Source organism: Paraburkholderia sp. BR10141 (assembly GCF_056155635.1).
Genome location: NZ_JBMIQH010000002.1, coordinates 182186 through 198129, shown reverse-complemented (window position 1 = coordinate 198129; position 15944 = coordinate 182186). Strand labels below are relative to the sequence as shown.

Genomic DNA, 15944 nt, shown 5'->3' with positions numbered 1-15944 from the left:
GAAGGCGGCGCCGTGCCCCATCGGCTTCGCGAATGCGGGCACAGGTCGTTCACGCAGGTCGTTCATACAGGAGTACGAGGCAATGCTGAATTATCCCGCCGCCTACCAGTCGACCAAGGGCTCCGCGCTCGACGTGAACAAACGCTTTTACCGCCGCATCGCCGAAGAGAAGGATCAGCGCGAGCTAATCGAATCGATCGTCGTGCCGATACGCTCGGGGCAAGCCTGGAGCGTGCCCGCCGGACACGTGTTCCGCATCGTGACGATCGAAGGCCCGCAGGTCGCCGACCTCAATCTGTGGAACCGGCACGATCCGCGCGAACGCATGTGGGCTTCGCGCACGCGCCAGCTCCAGCAGGCGCACGTGAGCACTTTCGACCGCCTATGGTCGACGCTGCCCTTCCTGCGCCCGCTCGTCACCATCACCGACGACAGCCTCGCCGACTACGGCGTGGACGAACATGGCGGACGCGTACACGACCTGCTCGGCACGCGGTGCGACCCCTACGTGAACCGCATGCTGACCGGCGAGGACTTTCATTTCCACTGCCACTCGAATCTCACGCGCGCCATCGCGCCGTATGGGCTCACCGAATACGACGTGCACGACGTGCTCAACGTGTTCCAGTGCACCGGCCTGAATCTGGAGGACAAGTACTTCATGAAGGCCTGCCCGGCGAAGAAGGGCGACTACCTCGAGTTTTTCGCCGAGATCGACCTGTTGTGCGCGCTTTCGACCTGCCCCGGCGGCGACCTGTCATTGCCGATGTGGGGACCCGATGCACGCGACCCGCTGGAAGTCTGCCGGCCGCTCGGCATCGAGATCTACCGGCTGGCGCCGGCGCTGCTGGAAGGCTGGTCTTCGCCGCCTGTCGCCGAATATCGCGGCCTGCACGGCATGGCGTTGCAGCAGCCGGACTGGAAGTGCGGCTGCTGAAACGCGACGGCTCTAGCTTACTGCTGCTTCTCGACCTTCTTCGGCTTCGGCGGCGATTCGACCTTCGCGTACTGGAACGCGGGCGTGGCCTTCAGCGCTTCCTTGGTTGCGCCGGGCAGATAGAGATTGCCCTGGCGCACGTCGAGCGAAGCGATGGGCACGGCCACGTCGTGCGAGCCGACGCCAAGGAAACCGCCCGCCGAAACGATGGCTGCGGAAACCGAGCCGTCCGGCGCTACGATCAGGTCGCGCACGGTGCCGATCTTCACGTTGTCGTCGTTATAAACGGACTTGCCGAGTACGCTCTTCTTCACGCTCCAGCCTTCGAGCAGCGCCTGCGACTGCTCGACCGAAACGCTCAAGGGCTGCGCGCCCGCGATCTGGGCATTCGCGCCGGCACTGGCCAGCACGGCGCTGAATGCGGCTACGGCCAACATCGTCTTGCGGAAAAGCATTTTCTTTCGCTCCTGTATTCCGGTTAGTTCGCCGCGCAGGTCGTTGCGAATCAGCGCGAGACTGCAGGCGGAATACCATGGTAGCCGGTATGGGGCGAGGATGCGCTCAAGCTGCTTGCGCGAGCAAACACGAAGCAGGCGGGTGCAAAAACGATGCGCTCCAAAGCCTTCATTCTGGACGGCCTGGAAGCGGAGGTACTACGGCCCGTCATAGCGAGGACGTTCCCCTTCGAGCAGATCGTCGAGGCGCACCGCTATCTGGAATCGAACGAGCAGTTGGGAAAGGTGATCGTTACGCTCTGAACCTGGCGCCGGCAATGCGCGAGTTCACGACGAAGCCGCGGCGCACTGGGCGCAAAGCCCGAACACGACGAGACTCGAATGCGTATAGCGAAAGCGTTTCGCTGCAGCGATGGCGGCGTGCTGTTCCTGCAGCATCGGCTCGTCGATGTCCACCACGGTCTTGCAGCTCTCGCACACGAGATGCGCGTGCGGCGCACCACGCCCGAGTTCGTACACCACGCGCGTTTCGCCAACCCAGGTGCTGTCGAGCAGCGACGATTCCATCAGTTGCGCAAGCGCGCGATAGACGCTTGCCAGGCTGCATTGCTCCACGTCTTTTGCAATGCGGCGAAAGACCTGGTCAGCCGTCAGATGCTCGTGCGGCGCCTCATGAAATACCTTCAGCACGGCCACGCGGCTGGATGTAGGGCGCAGGCGCGCGCTCTTCAGTTCGGAGTAGACCGTTCTCATACGCAGGGAAAACACGTCGGCAAGGCCGACAGTTTCCTCGAGAATGCTTAAGGTTTCCTTATGTCAGTATGGGAAGCGGCCCGACTTGCGGCCCCACTTCTTTATGCTGCGGCGCCGTATGGACGGGAGAGTATGGGACTGGCGGCTATTGAACAGAAGCACGATCTGAGGCGCGCATGGCTTCCACGCCCACTGTGATCTTCGGCGCCTTCGACCGGCACAATTTCGGCGACCTGCTGATCGCGCAGGTGGCGGCGCGCATGCTGCCACGCCGCGAACTGCTGTTCGCCGGGCTCGCCGCGCGCGATCCGCATGGCGATGGCGGCCCTGCCACGGTCGCACTCGCGCGCATCGCCGCTTTCGCGCGCGGCCGCCCCGTGAACGTGATTCACGCAGGCGGCGAGTTGCTGACCTGCAATGCCTGGGAGGCCGCCGTCATGCTCGCCTCGCCGCAGCGCGTGCCTGCGCTCATCGCAGCGGAAGACGACTGGCTGCGCGACGGACGCGCGTGGGCGCACCAGCATGTTGGCGTGGCGTCGCTCGCGCCGTATGTGCTGTCGAAATCCGCATTGCCGGGCGTGCGCGTGAAGCATCTCTCGTTCAACGCGGCAGGAGGCGTCGATCTCGATGCGCGCAATGCGCTGTTGGGCGCCGACGTGCTCGCCGCGCTGCAAACCGCGGATGCGGTCAGCGTGCGCGACCGCCAAACCCAGGCGCTGCTCGCCCAACGGGGCATCGAAGCCCGCCTGATACCGGACCCCGCCACGATGACAGCGGCCCTGTTCGGCACGGCAATACGCCGGCACGCCGCCAACTCCGCGCTGCCCTGCGTGCGGCAGGCGTTCCCACGCGGATATGTCGCCGCGCAATTCAGCGCTGACTTCGGCGACGATGCAACGCTCGATACGCTGGCCACCCAATTCGAACTCGCGGCGCGGGGGCACGGCCTGGGTATTGCGCTGTTTCGCGCGGGCGCCGCCCCCTGGCATGACGACCTCGCGGTGTACGAGCGGCTCGCGGCTCGACTGCGCGCGGTTCACGTTCGCGTGTTTGCCTCGCTGAACGTCTGGGACATCTGTGCGCTGATCGCAGGAAGCCGCATCTATTGCGGCAGCAGCCTGCACGGTCGCATCGTCGCGATGGCCTATGCACTTCCTCGCGTCAACATCAGTCATCCTGATTATTCTCTCGACGCAAGCAAGCATGCGGCTTATGTGCGGACATGGGAAGCGGCAGGTCTCGCAGGCGTTGTGAATCTGGGCAATCTTGCCGATGCGGTTGCCAATGCTCTCGCGACCGATCGCGAATCACTGCATGAAACCGCATCGGCACTCGCGCGGCGCTATCGGGAGGAATTCGAAACTATGGTTGCTGAGAATCGACTATAGGCCGTGCAAAAGATCGGTGCGGCGGCGGACGACGACACTGCCCTCGGTCAGATAAGCGCGCCATTTTTCGCACAACCATTCGCAAATCCTTTCGCGCACAGATCGACCGGCGAATTGCGGCTTCTGTGCGCGATTCGACGGTTCGATACTGGTTTACCCGGTCCGATTGAAAGTAAAAAAATACCATTCAATCTACACAGCGGCCGGCTTTCTCCAGAACCGGAATCAGGCGCAATACACGCTCTCCGGCACCGCCTACTCAGGCTTGACGGTGGCTCCCGGCAGCGACACGCGCGGCATAGGGGTCGGCCTGGTACACAAGTTCCAGGAACAGCCGCGCATCCACTAACCGTTCTTCATTGCGGCGCGCAAGAATGCAACAAAGCGCGCCGTAACCGGATTTTCCCGCATGGAAGGCCATGCGAGTCCCACGCGCCACTTGGCGTTTTTGCCATGAAGCGGCAGTACCGTAGCATCCCGCAGCAGGTGTCGTGCGCGAGAAGGAATGAACGCAATGCCCACTCCCGCGGCGACCGAAGTCAGGACCGACTGGATGTCTTCGGCCTGCTGCGTCACCTTCGGCACGAAGCGGTGCTCGATGCACCACCGGTCGATCTGTGCAGCGAGCCCAGGCCCGCGTGCACGCACCAGCGAGATGAAGCCGATTTCATTGAGCGCGTCGAGATTCGCCGGGAGGCGTGTGTACGGAAGGTGTGGCGGCAATGCGAGCGCAAGTCCCTCGTCTACGACTTTGAATGACGACAGACCATCCGCGGCAGGCAAGCGAAGGAAACCGGCATCCAGCTTGCCCGCCAGCAGACGGCGCGTTTGCTCTGCGGAAGACAGGTCGCTCAGGGTGACGGAGACGGCAGGATGCTGCTCTCGAAAATCGGCGATGAGCTTCGGCACAATCGTCAATACGGACAGGCAGATTCCGAGGCGCAAATGGCCGTGCCGGCCGCTGCTTGCCTCTCGCGCGCGCAACAGGATTTCATCCGCGTCGCGTACGAGCGCCTGCGCATCGGACAGGAACGTCTCGCCAAACGGCGTGAGTTGCGCACCGTGCCGACCGCGTTCGAACAGCCTGCCACCGAGGCTCGCCTCCAAAGCGCCGATCTGCTTGCTGAGTGCCGGCTGACTCATGTGCAACGCATCCGCTGCGCGGCTGAAATGGCGCAGGTCGGTAACCGTCAGAAACGTCCTCAGTAATTTCAGTTCCATTCGGAAAAGTAATCATACTGGTAAGAACATTCATTTTACTGATCGATGGGCGAGGAGTTCAATACGTGCATGCCCCCCTCGAAAATCATCCGCAATGCCAATTCGAACCTCGCCGGCTGACGGCCCCAAGGCGGACGTTGAAACCGACGCCATCGGTAAAACGGCGGTCGACAGCGAATCCGACACGCCCCCGGTCAGCCACTCCGATTCGCGCAGAGTGCGCAGTCGCGGTTCTCGCTTCGGCGACGTGTCCCACGACGCCCGCCTTCGCGCGGCGACGGGTGCGATTGCCGTAAGCTTCGCTGTCGTCTCTCGCAGGCACTGGCCGCTTTGAGCACGGTTGTGTGCGCGCCTGCGCCAAAGTGCGCCGGTGGCCAGCCTGTTCCAGGACTGGCGTTGCGCATCTCAAGGATCAGGGTTGGCGTTTGCCGCGGCCGCCAGCGGGTTTGCCAGCCGGCTTGCGCGAATCCGCAGCTGGCTTGCTGCGTGGCTTTTGCACGCTGAATGGGCTACCGCTCGTGAAACTTGTGCCCTTACCCGCGGCCACAGTGCGCTGCGTCGCAGGCTTGCCCTTGCTCTCGCCACTTTGCGGTCGCGGTTTTTTGCTGGCGACCTGCATGGCGCCCGGCACTGCATGGGGCACTTTGGGCTTCTTGGGCTTTTTGGGTTTCTTGATGAGTTCGCCCGTCGCGCTCGTTTGCGGCACGCGGTGTTCGGCTTCGAAGCCCGGTTCTTCTTCGCGGGGCAGCGTTTGCCGGATCAGCGCTTCAATCGCGGCCAGTTGCGGCGCTTCATCGGCGCACACGAGCGACACCGCCACGCCGCTGGCGCCCGCGCGGCCGGTACGGCCAATACGGTGCACATAGTCTTGCGCCACGATCGGCAGATCGACGTTGATCACCAACGGCAGATCGTCGATATCCAGCCCACGCGCAGCCACATCGGTGGCCACCAGCATATTGACTTCGCCCGTTTTGAAGCGCTCCAGCGCACGCAGTCGCGCCGGTTGCGGTTTGTCGCCGTGGATGGTGTCGACCGCATAGCCCGCTTCATCCAGCATGGCCGCCAGATAATCCACGCCACTGCGGGTTTTGACGAACACCAGCGCGTGCTCCCAGTTGTTCTCGGCCACGAGGTGCATGAAGAGCTCAGGCTTGTTCCTTTTATCCACCGGAACCACCCACTGCTTGATCTTGCTGGCCGTGGCATTGGGCGGGCTCACGCTGATATTGACCGGGCTGCGCAGAATGCCCGCCGCCATGGCGCGGATATCGTCGGTAAACGTCGCGGAGAACAGCAGGGTCTGCCGCTGAGCCGGCAAGGCAGCAAAGACGGCGTTGAGTTCGCGCGCAAAGCCCAGATCCAGCATGCGGTCGGCTTCATCCAGCACCAGCGTTTGTACCTGATCAAACTGCACGGCGTTCTGGCGGTTGAGATCGAGCAAACGGCCCGGCGTGGCAACGAGCACATCCACGCCTTTGCGCAACTTCATCATCTGCGGGTTGATACTCACGCCGCCATAGGCGGCCAGAAATCGCAAGTCGAGGCCTTTGCCGTAAGCGATAAAGCTTTGCAGCACTTGCTCGGCCAGTTCACGCGTGGGCACCAGCACGAGAACGCGCGCGCGGTTGCTGGACGCCGCCGGGCCGTGTTGCACCAGCCGCTGCAACAGGGGCAGCGCAAAACCCGCCGTTTTGCCGGTACCGGTCTGTGCCCCAGCCATGACGTCCTTGCCGCTGAGCACGGCAGGAATCGCCTTGGCCTGCACCGGCGTCGGCGTCTGGTAATTGAGGTCTTGCACATTACGCTGCAAGGGTTCGATCAGGCCAAGCGAGGCAAAAGACATCGGCGTATTCCGGGCTAAAACTGTAATTTTAGCGGTTACCACGCAGGTTCGATGGTCAGGAAGATCGATGCTGAACGCCGCTGAATAACGTAGCGGCGCCGCGCGCCGCGCCGGCATCATCGCTGAACATGACAGGTTTCGTTTTTATGTGTCATCGTACAGAACCCATTCATGTGCTACTGTAGGTACCCAGAGCCAGCAGGACGTTTCAGTCGAACACCAGAAGGATCCTCATGGAATTCAATAATGGCGCTGTACTAGAAGCTCTTCGACTTGCTTTGCATCGACAAATACCGTGGCACAAGCGACCGGCAATCTTCACGTTGCTTCGCGCACAGGGTTTGATCCAGACCGTAGACCAGAAACCTCCCCCCAGTACGAAGTACCTCCCCACCTTACAGATTGCCGTCCTGACGGATAAAGGACAGAGCGAAATCCAGCGCATCGAAGCGTCAAAGCATGTTTCAGGATGGCTGGACGACGACTACTTCGCAACGTTCCTTGCGGAAGTTGTGCTTGCCTGACCACGCATCATTGCGTGCCAGCGATTTCGATATTCACGAATCGGGCCAGATCCCTCCGGGGGCGCTCATGAGGCATTCAGGGAGATGACTCGCCCACGCTGCTGATGTTCGGACCGCGCGGCTCTCGGTATCGAAGAAGTTGCTTTCCGGCACGATCCTGTCGGCGATCGCGATGTGATGGCTGCCGCAACCCTTGAGCCCTGCCACGTGCCACGTATCCTCGATCTGCCATTCGGACGCCGGGAGAATGAAGCCGCGCACCAGCGGCGGCCCGTCTTCGCCAGCGTGACCGGGAAGCGGCTTTCCGTCTTTCGTCATCGTGCCGAAACACACATCCATTCGGTCTGCTGACAACCGCTCGCGAACGGCCAGCGCCCGCTTACGCGCCAGCCACCCGGCACCGGCTGTGCGGTGCCCCCAGGCTGGGGTGACCCGGCGAGTATGACGTCCGGAACTGATTCGTACACCTGATCATAGGTCCGAATGTTCAGCAGGGAGGCAATCAGCGCGCTTGCACTGGCAATCATCGCGGTCCAACCCAACGACCCATCGATCTTTGCGAGTTCGACGATCACCCTGAGCCCCTGCGGAAGATCCAGTTCCATTCCGCCGTGACTCTGGGTACGAACATGCGATACATGCCAATCGCTTTGAGCGTCTCCACCAGGTCTGAAGGCATTCGTCGCGCCGCCTCGCGCCGGCTCCACTAGCCACGCAGCCCGCAAGCTGGCGACATCGCAAAACATCCTGTGCGCGTCGCCGGCGTATCTGGCCCACTTCGGACAACCGGCCATGCCGGCGGACCTGATGCAGCACCGCTGCATCGGGTACACCTATGCGGCCACCGGCGATGAGTGGCAACTCATCGACCGTTGCGGCAAGACCCACGCTGTGAGGGTCGACTGCCACATGCATGCCAATAACGGCGACACGGCACGCTTGGCAGCGCTCGCTGGCCAAGGCGTGATCTGGCAACCAACATTCCTGACCGGCGACGATCTACGTGCCGGTAAACTCGTTCACGTGTTGCCGGATTATCGGCTGGCCGAGATCGACATACTCGCCATGTACCCGAGCCGTCGACAGCTGAGCGCCAGGGTGCGCGTCATGATCGATTTCCTCGTCGATGCGTTCAGCGGAGTGCCACCATGGGATCGGGGCAGTCGGCACAGGTAGATGCCGGTGCGGTCAGTACCGCTTCTTCGGCGGCAACGACCGTTTGATCTGCTTGCGCAGGCGTGCCACAGCAGCGGCCTTTTTGCGCTTGCGTACCGCGGTAGGTTTTTCATAGGGTGTCCGGGCACGAAGCTCCGGAATCAGGCCGGTGCGCTCGATCGAGCGACGGAAACGGCGCAACGCAACTTCCATGGGCTCGTCGGGTTTCAGAATTACGGTAGTCACTATTTTCCTTGGTTGAGATCCACCAGCCATGGCGAATCGTGATATGGATGTGCACGCTGCGTCGTGGCACAGGTAAGGGTCACAGCCGACGGTCGCGCGCTCCGTCAACGACGGCGAAATGGGGTTCTTGGCGTTGCGGCGCCGCTTCGCTCATCCTTATGCCGGAAATTGATTCGTCCTTTCGTCAGGTCGTACACCGAGAGTTCCAGCGTTACCCGGTCGCCCGCAAGGATGCGAATGTGATTCTTGCGAATTCGACCGGATGCGTACGCACCTACAACCACGCCATTGTCGAGCGTGACGCGGTAACGGCTGTCTGGCAGCACTTCGTCAACGATACCGTCGAGTTCCAGCAGTTCTTCTTTGGCCATTCAAGATTCCTGATCATTTGGCGGGACATGGGTTCGGACGCCGCATTGCGAAGACGTCGCGAGCGTTGATCGACAAGCGCTCGCGCGGCAATGGGGAGCATGAAATTGCCGGGCTGCCCTTGCGTCCCGGAAGTCATGGTCACCGCTCTGTCCGGGCGGCGACTGAGATACGCGAGGGGATGGGTAAAACGCGGCGGCTCGCAATACCGGACCGATACGCGTCGGGGCGTATAGTCCAGCGAGCACAGTTATCGCTGGACTATCAATCAAAGGAGGACTCGCGACTCACCCACACGCGTCTTGTCGGTGCTGTGCGAAGCGAACTAGTCCTGTATTGTAACCGAAGGCCGCTATTTATCCCGCCACTCTCGGCGGGGCCACAAGGAATGGGTGTTGTCAGCGACGCATGCCGACGACGCGCAGTTCGGGGTCCCGCGTGATGATTGGGCGCGCTTTGCTGCACCCGCCCTGGCGCTTCAGGGGCGTTGAGTGTTTCGCACTTTGGTGTCGTCTTTAGCCGCGCGTGTCGACCCAGTTGCGTGCCCACTGGGTCGAGTGCTGCAACGCTTGCTCTTCACTCTTGAAGTAATCGAGCGAATAGAACGAGTAGCGGCCTTCGGCTCGCTCGCCGTCGATGAGTTCGAGCGACAGGTTGGATGAAAAGCTACCATCGGGCAAGCGATGCGCCGAGGATTGGACGGCATAGCCGTTGTAATGTTGAATTTGCTTGTTCTGCATTTTAATTTTAATGATATTTGAGCGCGCACATGCCGTGCGAATCGCGCACGGGCGCGCCGATTCAAAGCCATTCGAGCCGAATTCTTCAGCCGTCGAAAAGCGAAAAAAGGGCGTTAAAGCCTGAGGGGAGAATGAGGCGCAACGAGGCGTATGGCGCCGGCAAGCTGCTGAATAAACAGATGCCAATCAGGAGTGATCGCGCCAACAGAGGGAGGCAAAGCTCCGCGAGGGTGTCGCTGCAACCCGGCGTCCGTCTGAGGAGGCCGGGCCCTTCAACTTTACAGCGGCTTGATGTTAGCCGCTTGCAGACCCTTCGGGCCTTGCTTCGTTTCGAAGCTCACCTTCTGATTCTCAGCCAGCGTCTTGAAGCCTTCGCTCCTGATTTCGGAGAAGTGAGCGAACAGGTCGTCACCGCCCTTGTCCGGGGTGATGAAGCCAAAGCCTTTGCTGTCGTTGAACCACTTAACGGTGCCGGTATCCATGAAGAATCCTTGAGAAAAAAATGCGAAAAATTGCTCTATTGAAGAGCGCGTGAAGCTTCAAGGAGGGAGAGGACAACGAATACCGCGGGGGCGCGAGCAATTGATGAACAGCAATCGAACTTCTTGAACTTCGATGCGAACGTTACCCTGCCGGATGGACCAGCGTCAATACTTATCTTGTAACTGTTTCACGAGGCGGCCCGCTTTGCCGGCGAAACGATGCGGCCCTACCTTGCTGCGCCCCTTGCCTGGCGTGGCATTGCGCGCAGCAGACCGCTGGACGCCCTTGCACTCGAGCGAACCGTTCCTCGAGAGGATCCAGAGGGTGCCGGTGAAGGTTGTCATGCTCGAAAGCGCCGGGCATTATCCACTCGAACAGCCCGGACTCTCGCAAATGGTGGACGCCAGTGACGCGTTCTACCGTGATGGAGCGGCTAGATAGCGGGAAATCGAAGGGCTGGCCTGAAAGGGAGCATGAAAGTGAGCGGTGTGAGCGTCAAAATCTGCGCGATCCTGGTTGCGGTCTCCATGAGTTGTGGCTCGATCCACGCTGGCGCGCAGACAGGTGAGAACACGGGTGCTGGCGCGACAGCGCATCGGGCGGCGTACTCGACGTCGCGGCTTCAGAACAGGCCGGACAGTGCCGTGACTCGTGACGTCCGCAGCGCCCTTGAGCGGACGCCGAACCTGGATGCTTCAGGGATTCGCGTCAGGGCGCGCCTCGGCGTCGTGACGCTCACGGGATGGGTGCCTGAGTCCAGGCAGATCGCGCTCGCCGGCAACACGGCAAGATCGGTGCGCGGAGTCAGGTCGGTGACGAATCAGCTGACCTTGCGGAACAGCCGTTAGACCATCCGCCCCCGAACAATCCAGGCAATCTCGGGAAAGGATCGAAATGCCGATCCCTGCTTCGACGCGCGTGGCCACACGATCCGCCGCGTCATTTCGAGAGCCTCCATCAAATGGTGGAGGCCAAAACGATCACCCGCGCAAACGATCGGAACAGAGGACAACGATAACGTATGAGCGCTGCAAAGTCTGGCAAGGGGTCGAACCAGGGTTCGGATGAACGGGCCGTTTGCAGCACGTGTGAGCCGGTGTCACTAACCCGGAGGTGGACCATTATGAAGACGCTAGTCCACGCAGTTTGCGCGGTCGCCGTCATGGCTGTGCCAATTGCTTCGTTGGCGCAGTCGGATGGAGGTCTGACGCGCGCACAAGTACAGGCCGAGATCGCACAGCTTCAGCAAGCCGGCTTCAATCCGGCCAATGCGAACACCGTCGACTTTCCCTCCAGCATGCCGGCCGCCGACGCTAGTGCCGCCGGCCAGGGCAGCGGCTACGGCCCTGCCATGAACGGCTCGTCGCAGATGGGCCATCCGGCCAGCCCGACCGGGATGAAGCCGGTGTTCTTTGGCGGGTCGTAAGCTTTTTCGTCTGACGAGGTCGCGCGATGGCGTGTATGCCGGCTCTTCCTGAGCCGGCATGGAGCGTCGTGCTATGCGCTTCGCACCCTTCAGGACCCCGAAAAGAGCAGGCGAAAGAAATAGGCACACGCTTGTTCTGCGATCCTGCTGAATGGCCGTTACCTGCCTGTTCGCTCATGGTTTGACAGCGAGCACGCAAAAAGCCTTCTCGGTTTCGACAAGCTTCGCTTCGACAAAGCCGGCGGCTGTTAGTCGTCCGATCAACCCGCCGGGCTTTTGTCCCGAATACGCAGTGAAACCGGGCGCGAAGGTGCTGGCTTCGCATGGCAACCGCTCCACTGAGCCGATTCGCAGACCGACCCGGCCGCGGGCGATTGCAGCGGCATTCCGCGCTGTGGCTTGCGCCAGCATTTCCTGTGATGGATCGATGCCGTCAATGTGCCCGGAGGGTGCCGCTGCGGCGAGAAGCTGAATACCCGCGCCAGGCCCGAACCCGATTTCAAGCACCCGGTCGTGTTCGCGAATCTCGAGGAGGCCGATAGCCCATGCCGCGCACGGCTGGCTCATCTTTGCCATGAGCATGCCGCCGAGCCGGCCGAGGATGCCTTCGGGTCGACCGAACGCTCGCATCAAGACACGCTCGAACGCCCCCACGATCGCTTCTCCCATGTTGCATGCAAGAAGTCTGTCAGCGCGCCTGGGCCAGCATTGCCGCCCCGCGCCCGGCGCGGCCGGGATCAGCGTGCGGGAGGCCCCGGAAGCGGTTCGAGCGGCTGCGGCTGCGCATCGGGATCGACCACCGCGCTCACGCGCGCACGCAACCCGGTGACGCGGCCATCAACGGCAATGGGGCTCGCGCTTGCGACCATCGTCGAGCCGGACTGATCGACGAATACCGGGTCTTCGCTCTGCGTGGTGCGCTGGATCGCGTGGCCGCGATACGGATCGAGTTGCATCAGCGTCACCATCAGCGATTCCGGCAAGAAGACCTGGCCGACATGCGAAACATGCGTGCGCTGCGGTTGTGACGCGCGTGCCGTGCGGACCTTGAAATGGATGTGGTTGGTGCGCCCGGGATAGTTGCCCGGCACGATGGTCTCGAACGTGACGATGCCCGCGCGATCGGTGTGCTGAATGCCGCGCAGGAAGGTCTGGTGGTCGGTAGGCCGCAGCGTGGGCGGCGTCATGGGCGGCGGACCAGGGGGCTGACCCGCAGGCGGGCGGCCAGGCGCCTTCGGATCGAAATCGGGCGGGGGCGGAAGTTCCATCTTCGTGTAGCCGGAGTAGACGCCCATCGCATCGCATTGCCATATGTCGACTGCCGCGCCTACGAGCGGCGCGCACGTTCTCGCGTCGGTAAGCACGATGTCGAGCGTCAACGGCACGCCCGGTCTGCCCTCCCGGACGTTGCTGCGCACGAGACCGCCGTCGATCCAGTAAGGGCCGACTTCCTGCTCGGGCGTGAGCCGGCAAGGCGCGGCGTTCGCGAAGGCCGCAGGGCTCGTTTCAATGGCCGCAACGGTCGTGCCGACCGCGATCGTCAGTTTGATGAATTCTCGTCGTGACAGGCGTGATGTCATTGTTGTGCTGCATTGCGCGTGATGGCGGGACTTTACCGGACCCCGCGCGGATGTCGATTACATTTCTATTACGCCTTATTTCGCCCCGGCAGGGCGTACTTGCCCTGATTGCCCCGATTCGGCCGGCTATGCAGAAATGCGCATGGAAGCCGTCGTGAACGGTCAAGACGAAGCGATATTGGCTTCCTATAGTCGCTCTCAGCGTCTCGCCCCGGCGTCTTGCGTGCGGGGCGCTTCGATCGATTCCACGCCTATTCTGGAGGAGCCCACCCCGCAGTCGACGCGAACAAGAGAGTCGTGAGCCGGCCGCTAACCGCGCGAAGCGGGCAAGCCTGGCCGGTATGCACGCCACAGCAGTAGACCCATGCTTGCCGACAAAGGAAACAACATGCGTTTTGCGAAGACTCTTACCCCTATCGCAGTTGCCGTTGGAGCACTTCTCGCTGTTGCACCGCTCGCCTCGCGCGCGGATACCGTCGTTAAAATCGGCTTTGCCGCGCCGCTCACCGGACCGAACGCGAATTACGGCAAAGACCTGGAAAACGGCGTCAAGATGGCCCTCGACGACGCCAAGGCGCAAGGCGTCAAGATCAACGGCCAGCCCGTCTCGTTCGAACTCGTTGCCGAAGACGATCAGGCCGACCCGCGCGTGGGCGTGCAGGTCGCGCAAAAGCTCGTCGACGAAGGCGTTTCGGTCGTCGTCGGCCACTTCAACTCGGGCACGACCATTCCCGCTTCCGAGCTGTACGAAAAGGCGGGCCTGCCCGACATCGATCCGGCCGCGACGAACCCGGTCATCAGCGGCCGCGGCTTCAAGAACATCTTCATGGTGATCTCGAGCGACGCGCAAAACGCGGGCACCGCGGGCGCCTACGCAGTCACGACGACGAAGGCCAAGCGCATCGCCGTCATCGACGACCGCACGGCGTTCGGCCAGGGCGAAGCCGACGAATTCGTGAAGGCCGTCAAGGCGCACGGTGGCGAGATCGTCGACCGCGAGTACACGACGAACCAGGCGACGGACTTCAAGACGCAGCTCACGAACATCAAGAGCAAGAACCCCGATCTGATTTTCGTGGGCGCCCTCAACCCGCAGGCGGCCGGCATCATGAAGCAGATGGCCCAGCTCGGCATCAAGGCGCAGTACGTGGGCGGCGGCGGCGTGAAGGATGTGGACTTCGTCAAGCTCGCGGGCGACGTGTCCGAAGGCGCCATGGCGTGGGAGTATGGCCGGCCGCTCGACAGCACGCCGGTCGGCGCGAAGTTCGCCGACCGCTTCAAGCAGAAGTATGGCGTCGACGTGCTCTCTTATGCGCCGTTCGGCTACGACGCGGCGTGGGCCGCCATCAAGGCGATGCAGGCCGCCAATTCGACCAAGCCCGACGACTATCGCGCGAAAATGCAAAGCATCGCCTTCGACGGCATTACCGGCCATATCGCGTACAACGCGAATGGCTCGCTCAAGAACGGTTCGTCCACGGTCTATCAGGTGAAAAACGGCCAGTGGGTGACGGTCAAGACGGTAAGCGGTCTCTGATCGCCCACGCGGCCCTCGCCTCGTTCAGGCGAGGGCCGCGTGCAACGCGAGGGTTTGCAACGCCACCGGCAGCCGCATACCTAGAAGCTATGCCGGATACCCGCCATGATCCCCAGTTGCCCCGCTCCCGGTGCGGGCGTCGTGCCGCCGCCACCCTGGCTCACCGTGTAGGCCGCCTTCGCGCTGTTCCACAAATACGCGCCCTGCAGATAAACGGCTGATCGCTTGGACAGCTGATACGTGGTGCGCAGCGCCGCAATCGTGCCGCGCGTGTCGTGGTCGCTATTGACGATGCGGTACACGCCGCCGTCGACGATAAAGGCCGCCGTCACCGGATACTGCGCCGTGAGATAGAACTGGTCCGAATGCACGTTGGGCGTTTCAGCCGACACCGTGTCGACGCGCCTGCCCAGCCAGCCGCCGCCGATGCGCAGCGCGCCGACATGGCCGTAGCCGTTGAGCTGGATGCGCACGTCGGTGTCGCCCGGGTTCGTCAGTGCGAAAGTCGGCGTGCCGTCGTAGAGGTTCGCCGCCGCGCCTGGGCCGCCGCGTTGTTCGTCATAGGCAGCGGCGACGCCGTAGCCATTGCGGTCGTAGCGCAGCATCGCCGACCATTCGCGGCAAGACTGCGAACTGCCCGGCACGGGCCCCGCGCAGGTGCCCTGGCCCGGCGAATTGCCGGTGCCGGCCGAATCGCGCCCGAATGACCACGTCGCGCCGAGCGTGAAGCCGCCGTAGCTGCCTTTGTAGACGATCGTGTTGTCGCTGCGCGAACTCGGCAGGTACTGGTCGAACGAAGCGGTGCCGCCGTAGATGTCCGGTCCGAGCAGATCGGCGTCGGCGATCGCCCAGAACGTCATGGTGTACTGACGCCCGAACGTCAGGCTGCCATAGGGGCTGCTCATGCCCACCCACGCCTGGCGCCCGAACAGCCGGCCGCCCTGATTCAACGTGCCGCCGCGCATGTTGAAGCCGCTCTCCAAGGCGAAAATCGTGGACCACCCTCCGCCCAGCCCCTCGCTGCCGCGCACGCCCCAGCGCGAGGGCATTTCGCCCGTAATGCCGGGCATGCGCACCACGCTGTCGCCCGCCGCGTTCGCGTGTGAAACATATTCAATGCCGGTATCGACGATGCCGTAAAGCGTAACGCTGCCCTGCGCGAACGCCGACGCGCTGAGGCCAGCGCAGACCAGCCCTGCTGCGATCCGAAGTTTCATGATCTCCGTGTTCTCCTGGTGTTCCGGTCTCGCGGACTTGCCGCCAGCCGGACGTTGTTTTCGATTC

The 15944-nt window shown here is 62.4% G+C and carries 21 protein-coding genes and 1 pseudogene; 8 read left to right on the top strand and 14 right to left on the bottom strand.

The features are described from left to right. Positions 1–82 precede the first annotated feature (82 nt). On the top strand, positions 83–937 hold the full coding sequence (locus tag ACOJB8_RS03465) for an urea carboxylase-associated family protein (RefSeq protein ID WP_475011045.1): 855 nt from the start codon (positions 83–85) through the stop codon (positions 935–937). A 17-nt stretch (positions 938–954) separates the two neighbouring features. Here ACOJB8_RS03465 and ACOJB8_RS03460 read toward each other — a convergent pair whose 3' ends face one another. Then, entirely contained in the window at positions 955–1392 is a 438-nt protein-coding gene (locus tag ACOJB8_RS03460; protein ID WP_069263018.1) for a PRC-barrel domain-containing protein, read from the bottom strand. A 153-nt stretch (positions 1393–1545) separates the two neighbouring features. On the opposite strand from ACOJB8_RS03460, the gene ACOJB8_RS03455 reads away from it, so the two are divergent. Continuing rightward, positions 1546–1695 (top strand): zinc-binding dehydrogenase, encoded by a 150-nt coding sequence (locus ACOJB8_RS03455; RefSeq protein WP_083245153.1) that lies wholly within the window; start codon positions 1546–1548, stop codon positions 1693–1695. 24 nt (positions 1696–1719) lie between these two features. On the opposite strand, the gene ACOJB8_RS03450 is transcribed toward ACOJB8_RS03455, so the two are convergent. Continuing rightward, on the bottom strand, positions 1720–2145 hold the full coding sequence (locus tag ACOJB8_RS03450; protein WP_069263017.1) for a Fur family transcriptional regulator: 426 nt from the start codon (positions 2143–2145) through the stop codon (positions 1720–1722). 176 nt (positions 2146–2321) lie between these two features. On the opposite strand from ACOJB8_RS03450, the gene ACOJB8_RS03445 reads away from it, so the two are divergent. Beyond that, complete coding sequence (locus ACOJB8_RS03445) at positions 2322–3533, top strand: polysaccharide pyruvyl transferase family protein (RefSeq protein ID WP_475011044.1); 1212 nt, start codon at positions 2322–2324, stop codon at positions 3531–3533. Positions 3534–3878: 345 nt separating this feature from the next. Here ACOJB8_RS03445 and ACOJB8_RS03440 read toward each other — a convergent pair whose 3' ends face one another. Further along, positions 3879–4754 (bottom strand): LysR family transcriptional regulator, encoded by an 876-nt coding sequence (locus ACOJB8_RS03440; protein ID WP_368729349.1) that lies wholly within the window; start codon positions 4752–4754, stop codon positions 3879–3881. A gap of 412 nt (positions 4755–5166) precedes the next feature. Further along, a complete protein-coding gene (locus ACOJB8_RS03435) occupies positions 5167–6600 on the bottom strand; it encodes a DEAD/DEAH box helicase (protein ID WP_475011043.1) in 1434 nt (477 codons plus the stop codon). A gap of 233 nt (positions 6601–6833) precedes the next feature. Here ACOJB8_RS03435 and ACOJB8_RS03430 point away from each other — a divergent pair, with 233 nt between their 5' ends. After that, positions 6834–7124, top strand: a complete 291-nt coding sequence (locus ACOJB8_RS03430; protein WP_069263012.1) for a hypothetical protein — start codon at positions 6834–6836, stop codon at positions 7122–7124. 33 nt (positions 7125–7157) lie between these two features. Here ACOJB8_RS03430 and ACOJB8_RS03425 read toward each other — a convergent pair whose 3' ends face one another. Then, positions 7158–7463, bottom strand: coding sequence for a hypothetical protein (locus ACOJB8_RS03425; protein ID WP_475011042.1), 306 nt, complete (start codon positions 7461–7463; stop codon positions 7158–7160). After that, positions 7439–7729, bottom strand: a complete 291-nt coding sequence (locus ACOJB8_RS03420; RefSeq protein WP_475011041.1) for a hypothetical protein — start codon at positions 7727–7729, stop codon at positions 7439–7441. The genes ACOJB8_RS03425 and ACOJB8_RS03420 overlap by 25 nt, the downstream gene beginning before the upstream one ends. An 88-nt stretch (positions 7730–7817) precedes the next feature. Here ACOJB8_RS03420 and ACOJB8_RS03415 point away from each other — a divergent pair. Next, a pseudogene (locus tag ACOJB8_RS03415) lies at positions 7818–8300 on the top strand (substrate binding domain-containing protein); the annotation flags it as partial. A gap of 12 nt (positions 8301–8312) precedes the next feature. Here the strand turns inward: ACOJB8_RS03415 and rpsU are convergent. From rpsU to ACOJB8_RS03390, 5 genes are all read right to left on the bottom strand, one after another. Next, complete coding sequence (rpsU, locus tag ACOJB8_RS03410) at positions 8313–8525, bottom strand: 30S ribosomal protein S21 (protein ID WP_475011040.1); 213 nt, start codon at positions 8523–8525, stop codon at positions 8313–8315. Between the two features lie 104 nt (positions 8526–8629). Further along, entirely contained in the window at positions 8630–8896 is a 267-nt protein-coding gene (gene infA, locus ACOJB8_RS03405) for a translation initiation factor IF-1 (RefSeq protein ID WP_083245150.1), read from the bottom strand. A 513-nt stretch (positions 8897–9409) separates the two neighbouring features. After that, the gene (locus ACOJB8_RS03400; protein ID WP_368602836.1) at positions 9410–9634 is read right to left on the bottom strand and encodes a hypothetical protein; all 225 of its coding nucleotides are present in this window, start codon (positions 9632–9634) and stop codon (positions 9410–9412) included. Positions 9635–9912: 278 nt separating this feature from the next. Further along, positions 9913–10116: a cold-shock protein gene (locus tag ACOJB8_RS03395; protein ID WP_091997204.1), complete on the bottom strand. Its 204-nt coding sequence runs from the start codon at positions 10114–10116 to the stop codon at positions 9913–9915. Positions 10117–10281: 165 nt separating this feature from the next. Continuing rightward, the gene (locus ACOJB8_RS03390; protein ID WP_475011039.1) at positions 10282–10461 is read right to left on the bottom strand and encodes a hypothetical protein; all 180 of its coding nucleotides are present in this window, start codon (positions 10459–10461) and stop codon (positions 10282–10284) included. Positions 10462–10590: 129 nt separating this feature from the next. On the opposite strand from ACOJB8_RS03390, the gene ACOJB8_RS03385 reads away from it, so the two are divergent. Further along, complete coding sequence (locus tag ACOJB8_RS03385) at positions 10591–10965, top strand: BON domain-containing protein (protein WP_475011038.1); 375 nt, start codon at positions 10591–10593, stop codon at positions 10963–10965. A 275-nt stretch (positions 10966–11240) separates the two neighbouring features. After that, on the top strand, positions 11241–11543 hold the full coding sequence (locus tag ACOJB8_RS03380; RefSeq protein ID WP_342949351.1) for a DUF4148 domain-containing protein: 303 nt from the start codon (positions 11241–11243) through the stop codon (positions 11541–11543). A gap of 174 nt (positions 11544–11717) precedes the next feature. Here the strand turns inward: ACOJB8_RS03380 and ACOJB8_RS03375 are convergent, their stop codons facing one another. Together ACOJB8_RS03375 and ACOJB8_RS03370 are read right to left on the bottom strand one after the other, a co-directional pair. Then, positions 11718–12212, bottom strand: a complete 495-nt coding sequence (locus ACOJB8_RS03375; RefSeq protein WP_475011037.1) for a methyltransferase domain-containing protein — start codon at positions 12210–12212, stop codon at positions 11718–11720. A 68-nt stretch (positions 12213–12280) separates the two neighbouring features. Continuing rightward, on the bottom strand, positions 12281–13123 hold the full coding sequence (locus ACOJB8_RS03370) for an intradiol ring-cleavage dioxygenase (protein WP_475011036.1): 843 nt from the start codon (positions 13121–13123) through the stop codon (positions 12281–12283). 388 nt (positions 13124–13511) lie between these two features. Here ACOJB8_RS03370 and ACOJB8_RS03365 point away from each other — a divergent pair, with 388 nt between their 5' ends. Beyond that, positions 13512–14660: a branched-chain amino acid ABC transporter substrate-binding protein gene (locus tag ACOJB8_RS03365; RefSeq protein ID WP_368619705.1), complete on the top strand. Its 1149-nt coding sequence runs from the start codon at positions 13512–13514 to the stop codon at positions 14658–14660. Between the two features lie 80 nt (positions 14661–14740). Here ACOJB8_RS03365 and ACOJB8_RS03360 read toward each other — a convergent pair whose 3' ends face one another. Then, positions 14741–15877: a porin gene (locus ACOJB8_RS03360; protein WP_368683328.1), complete on the bottom strand. Its 1137-nt coding sequence runs from the start codon at positions 15875–15877 to the stop codon at positions 14741–14743. Positions 15878–15944: the final 67 nt, after the last annotated feature.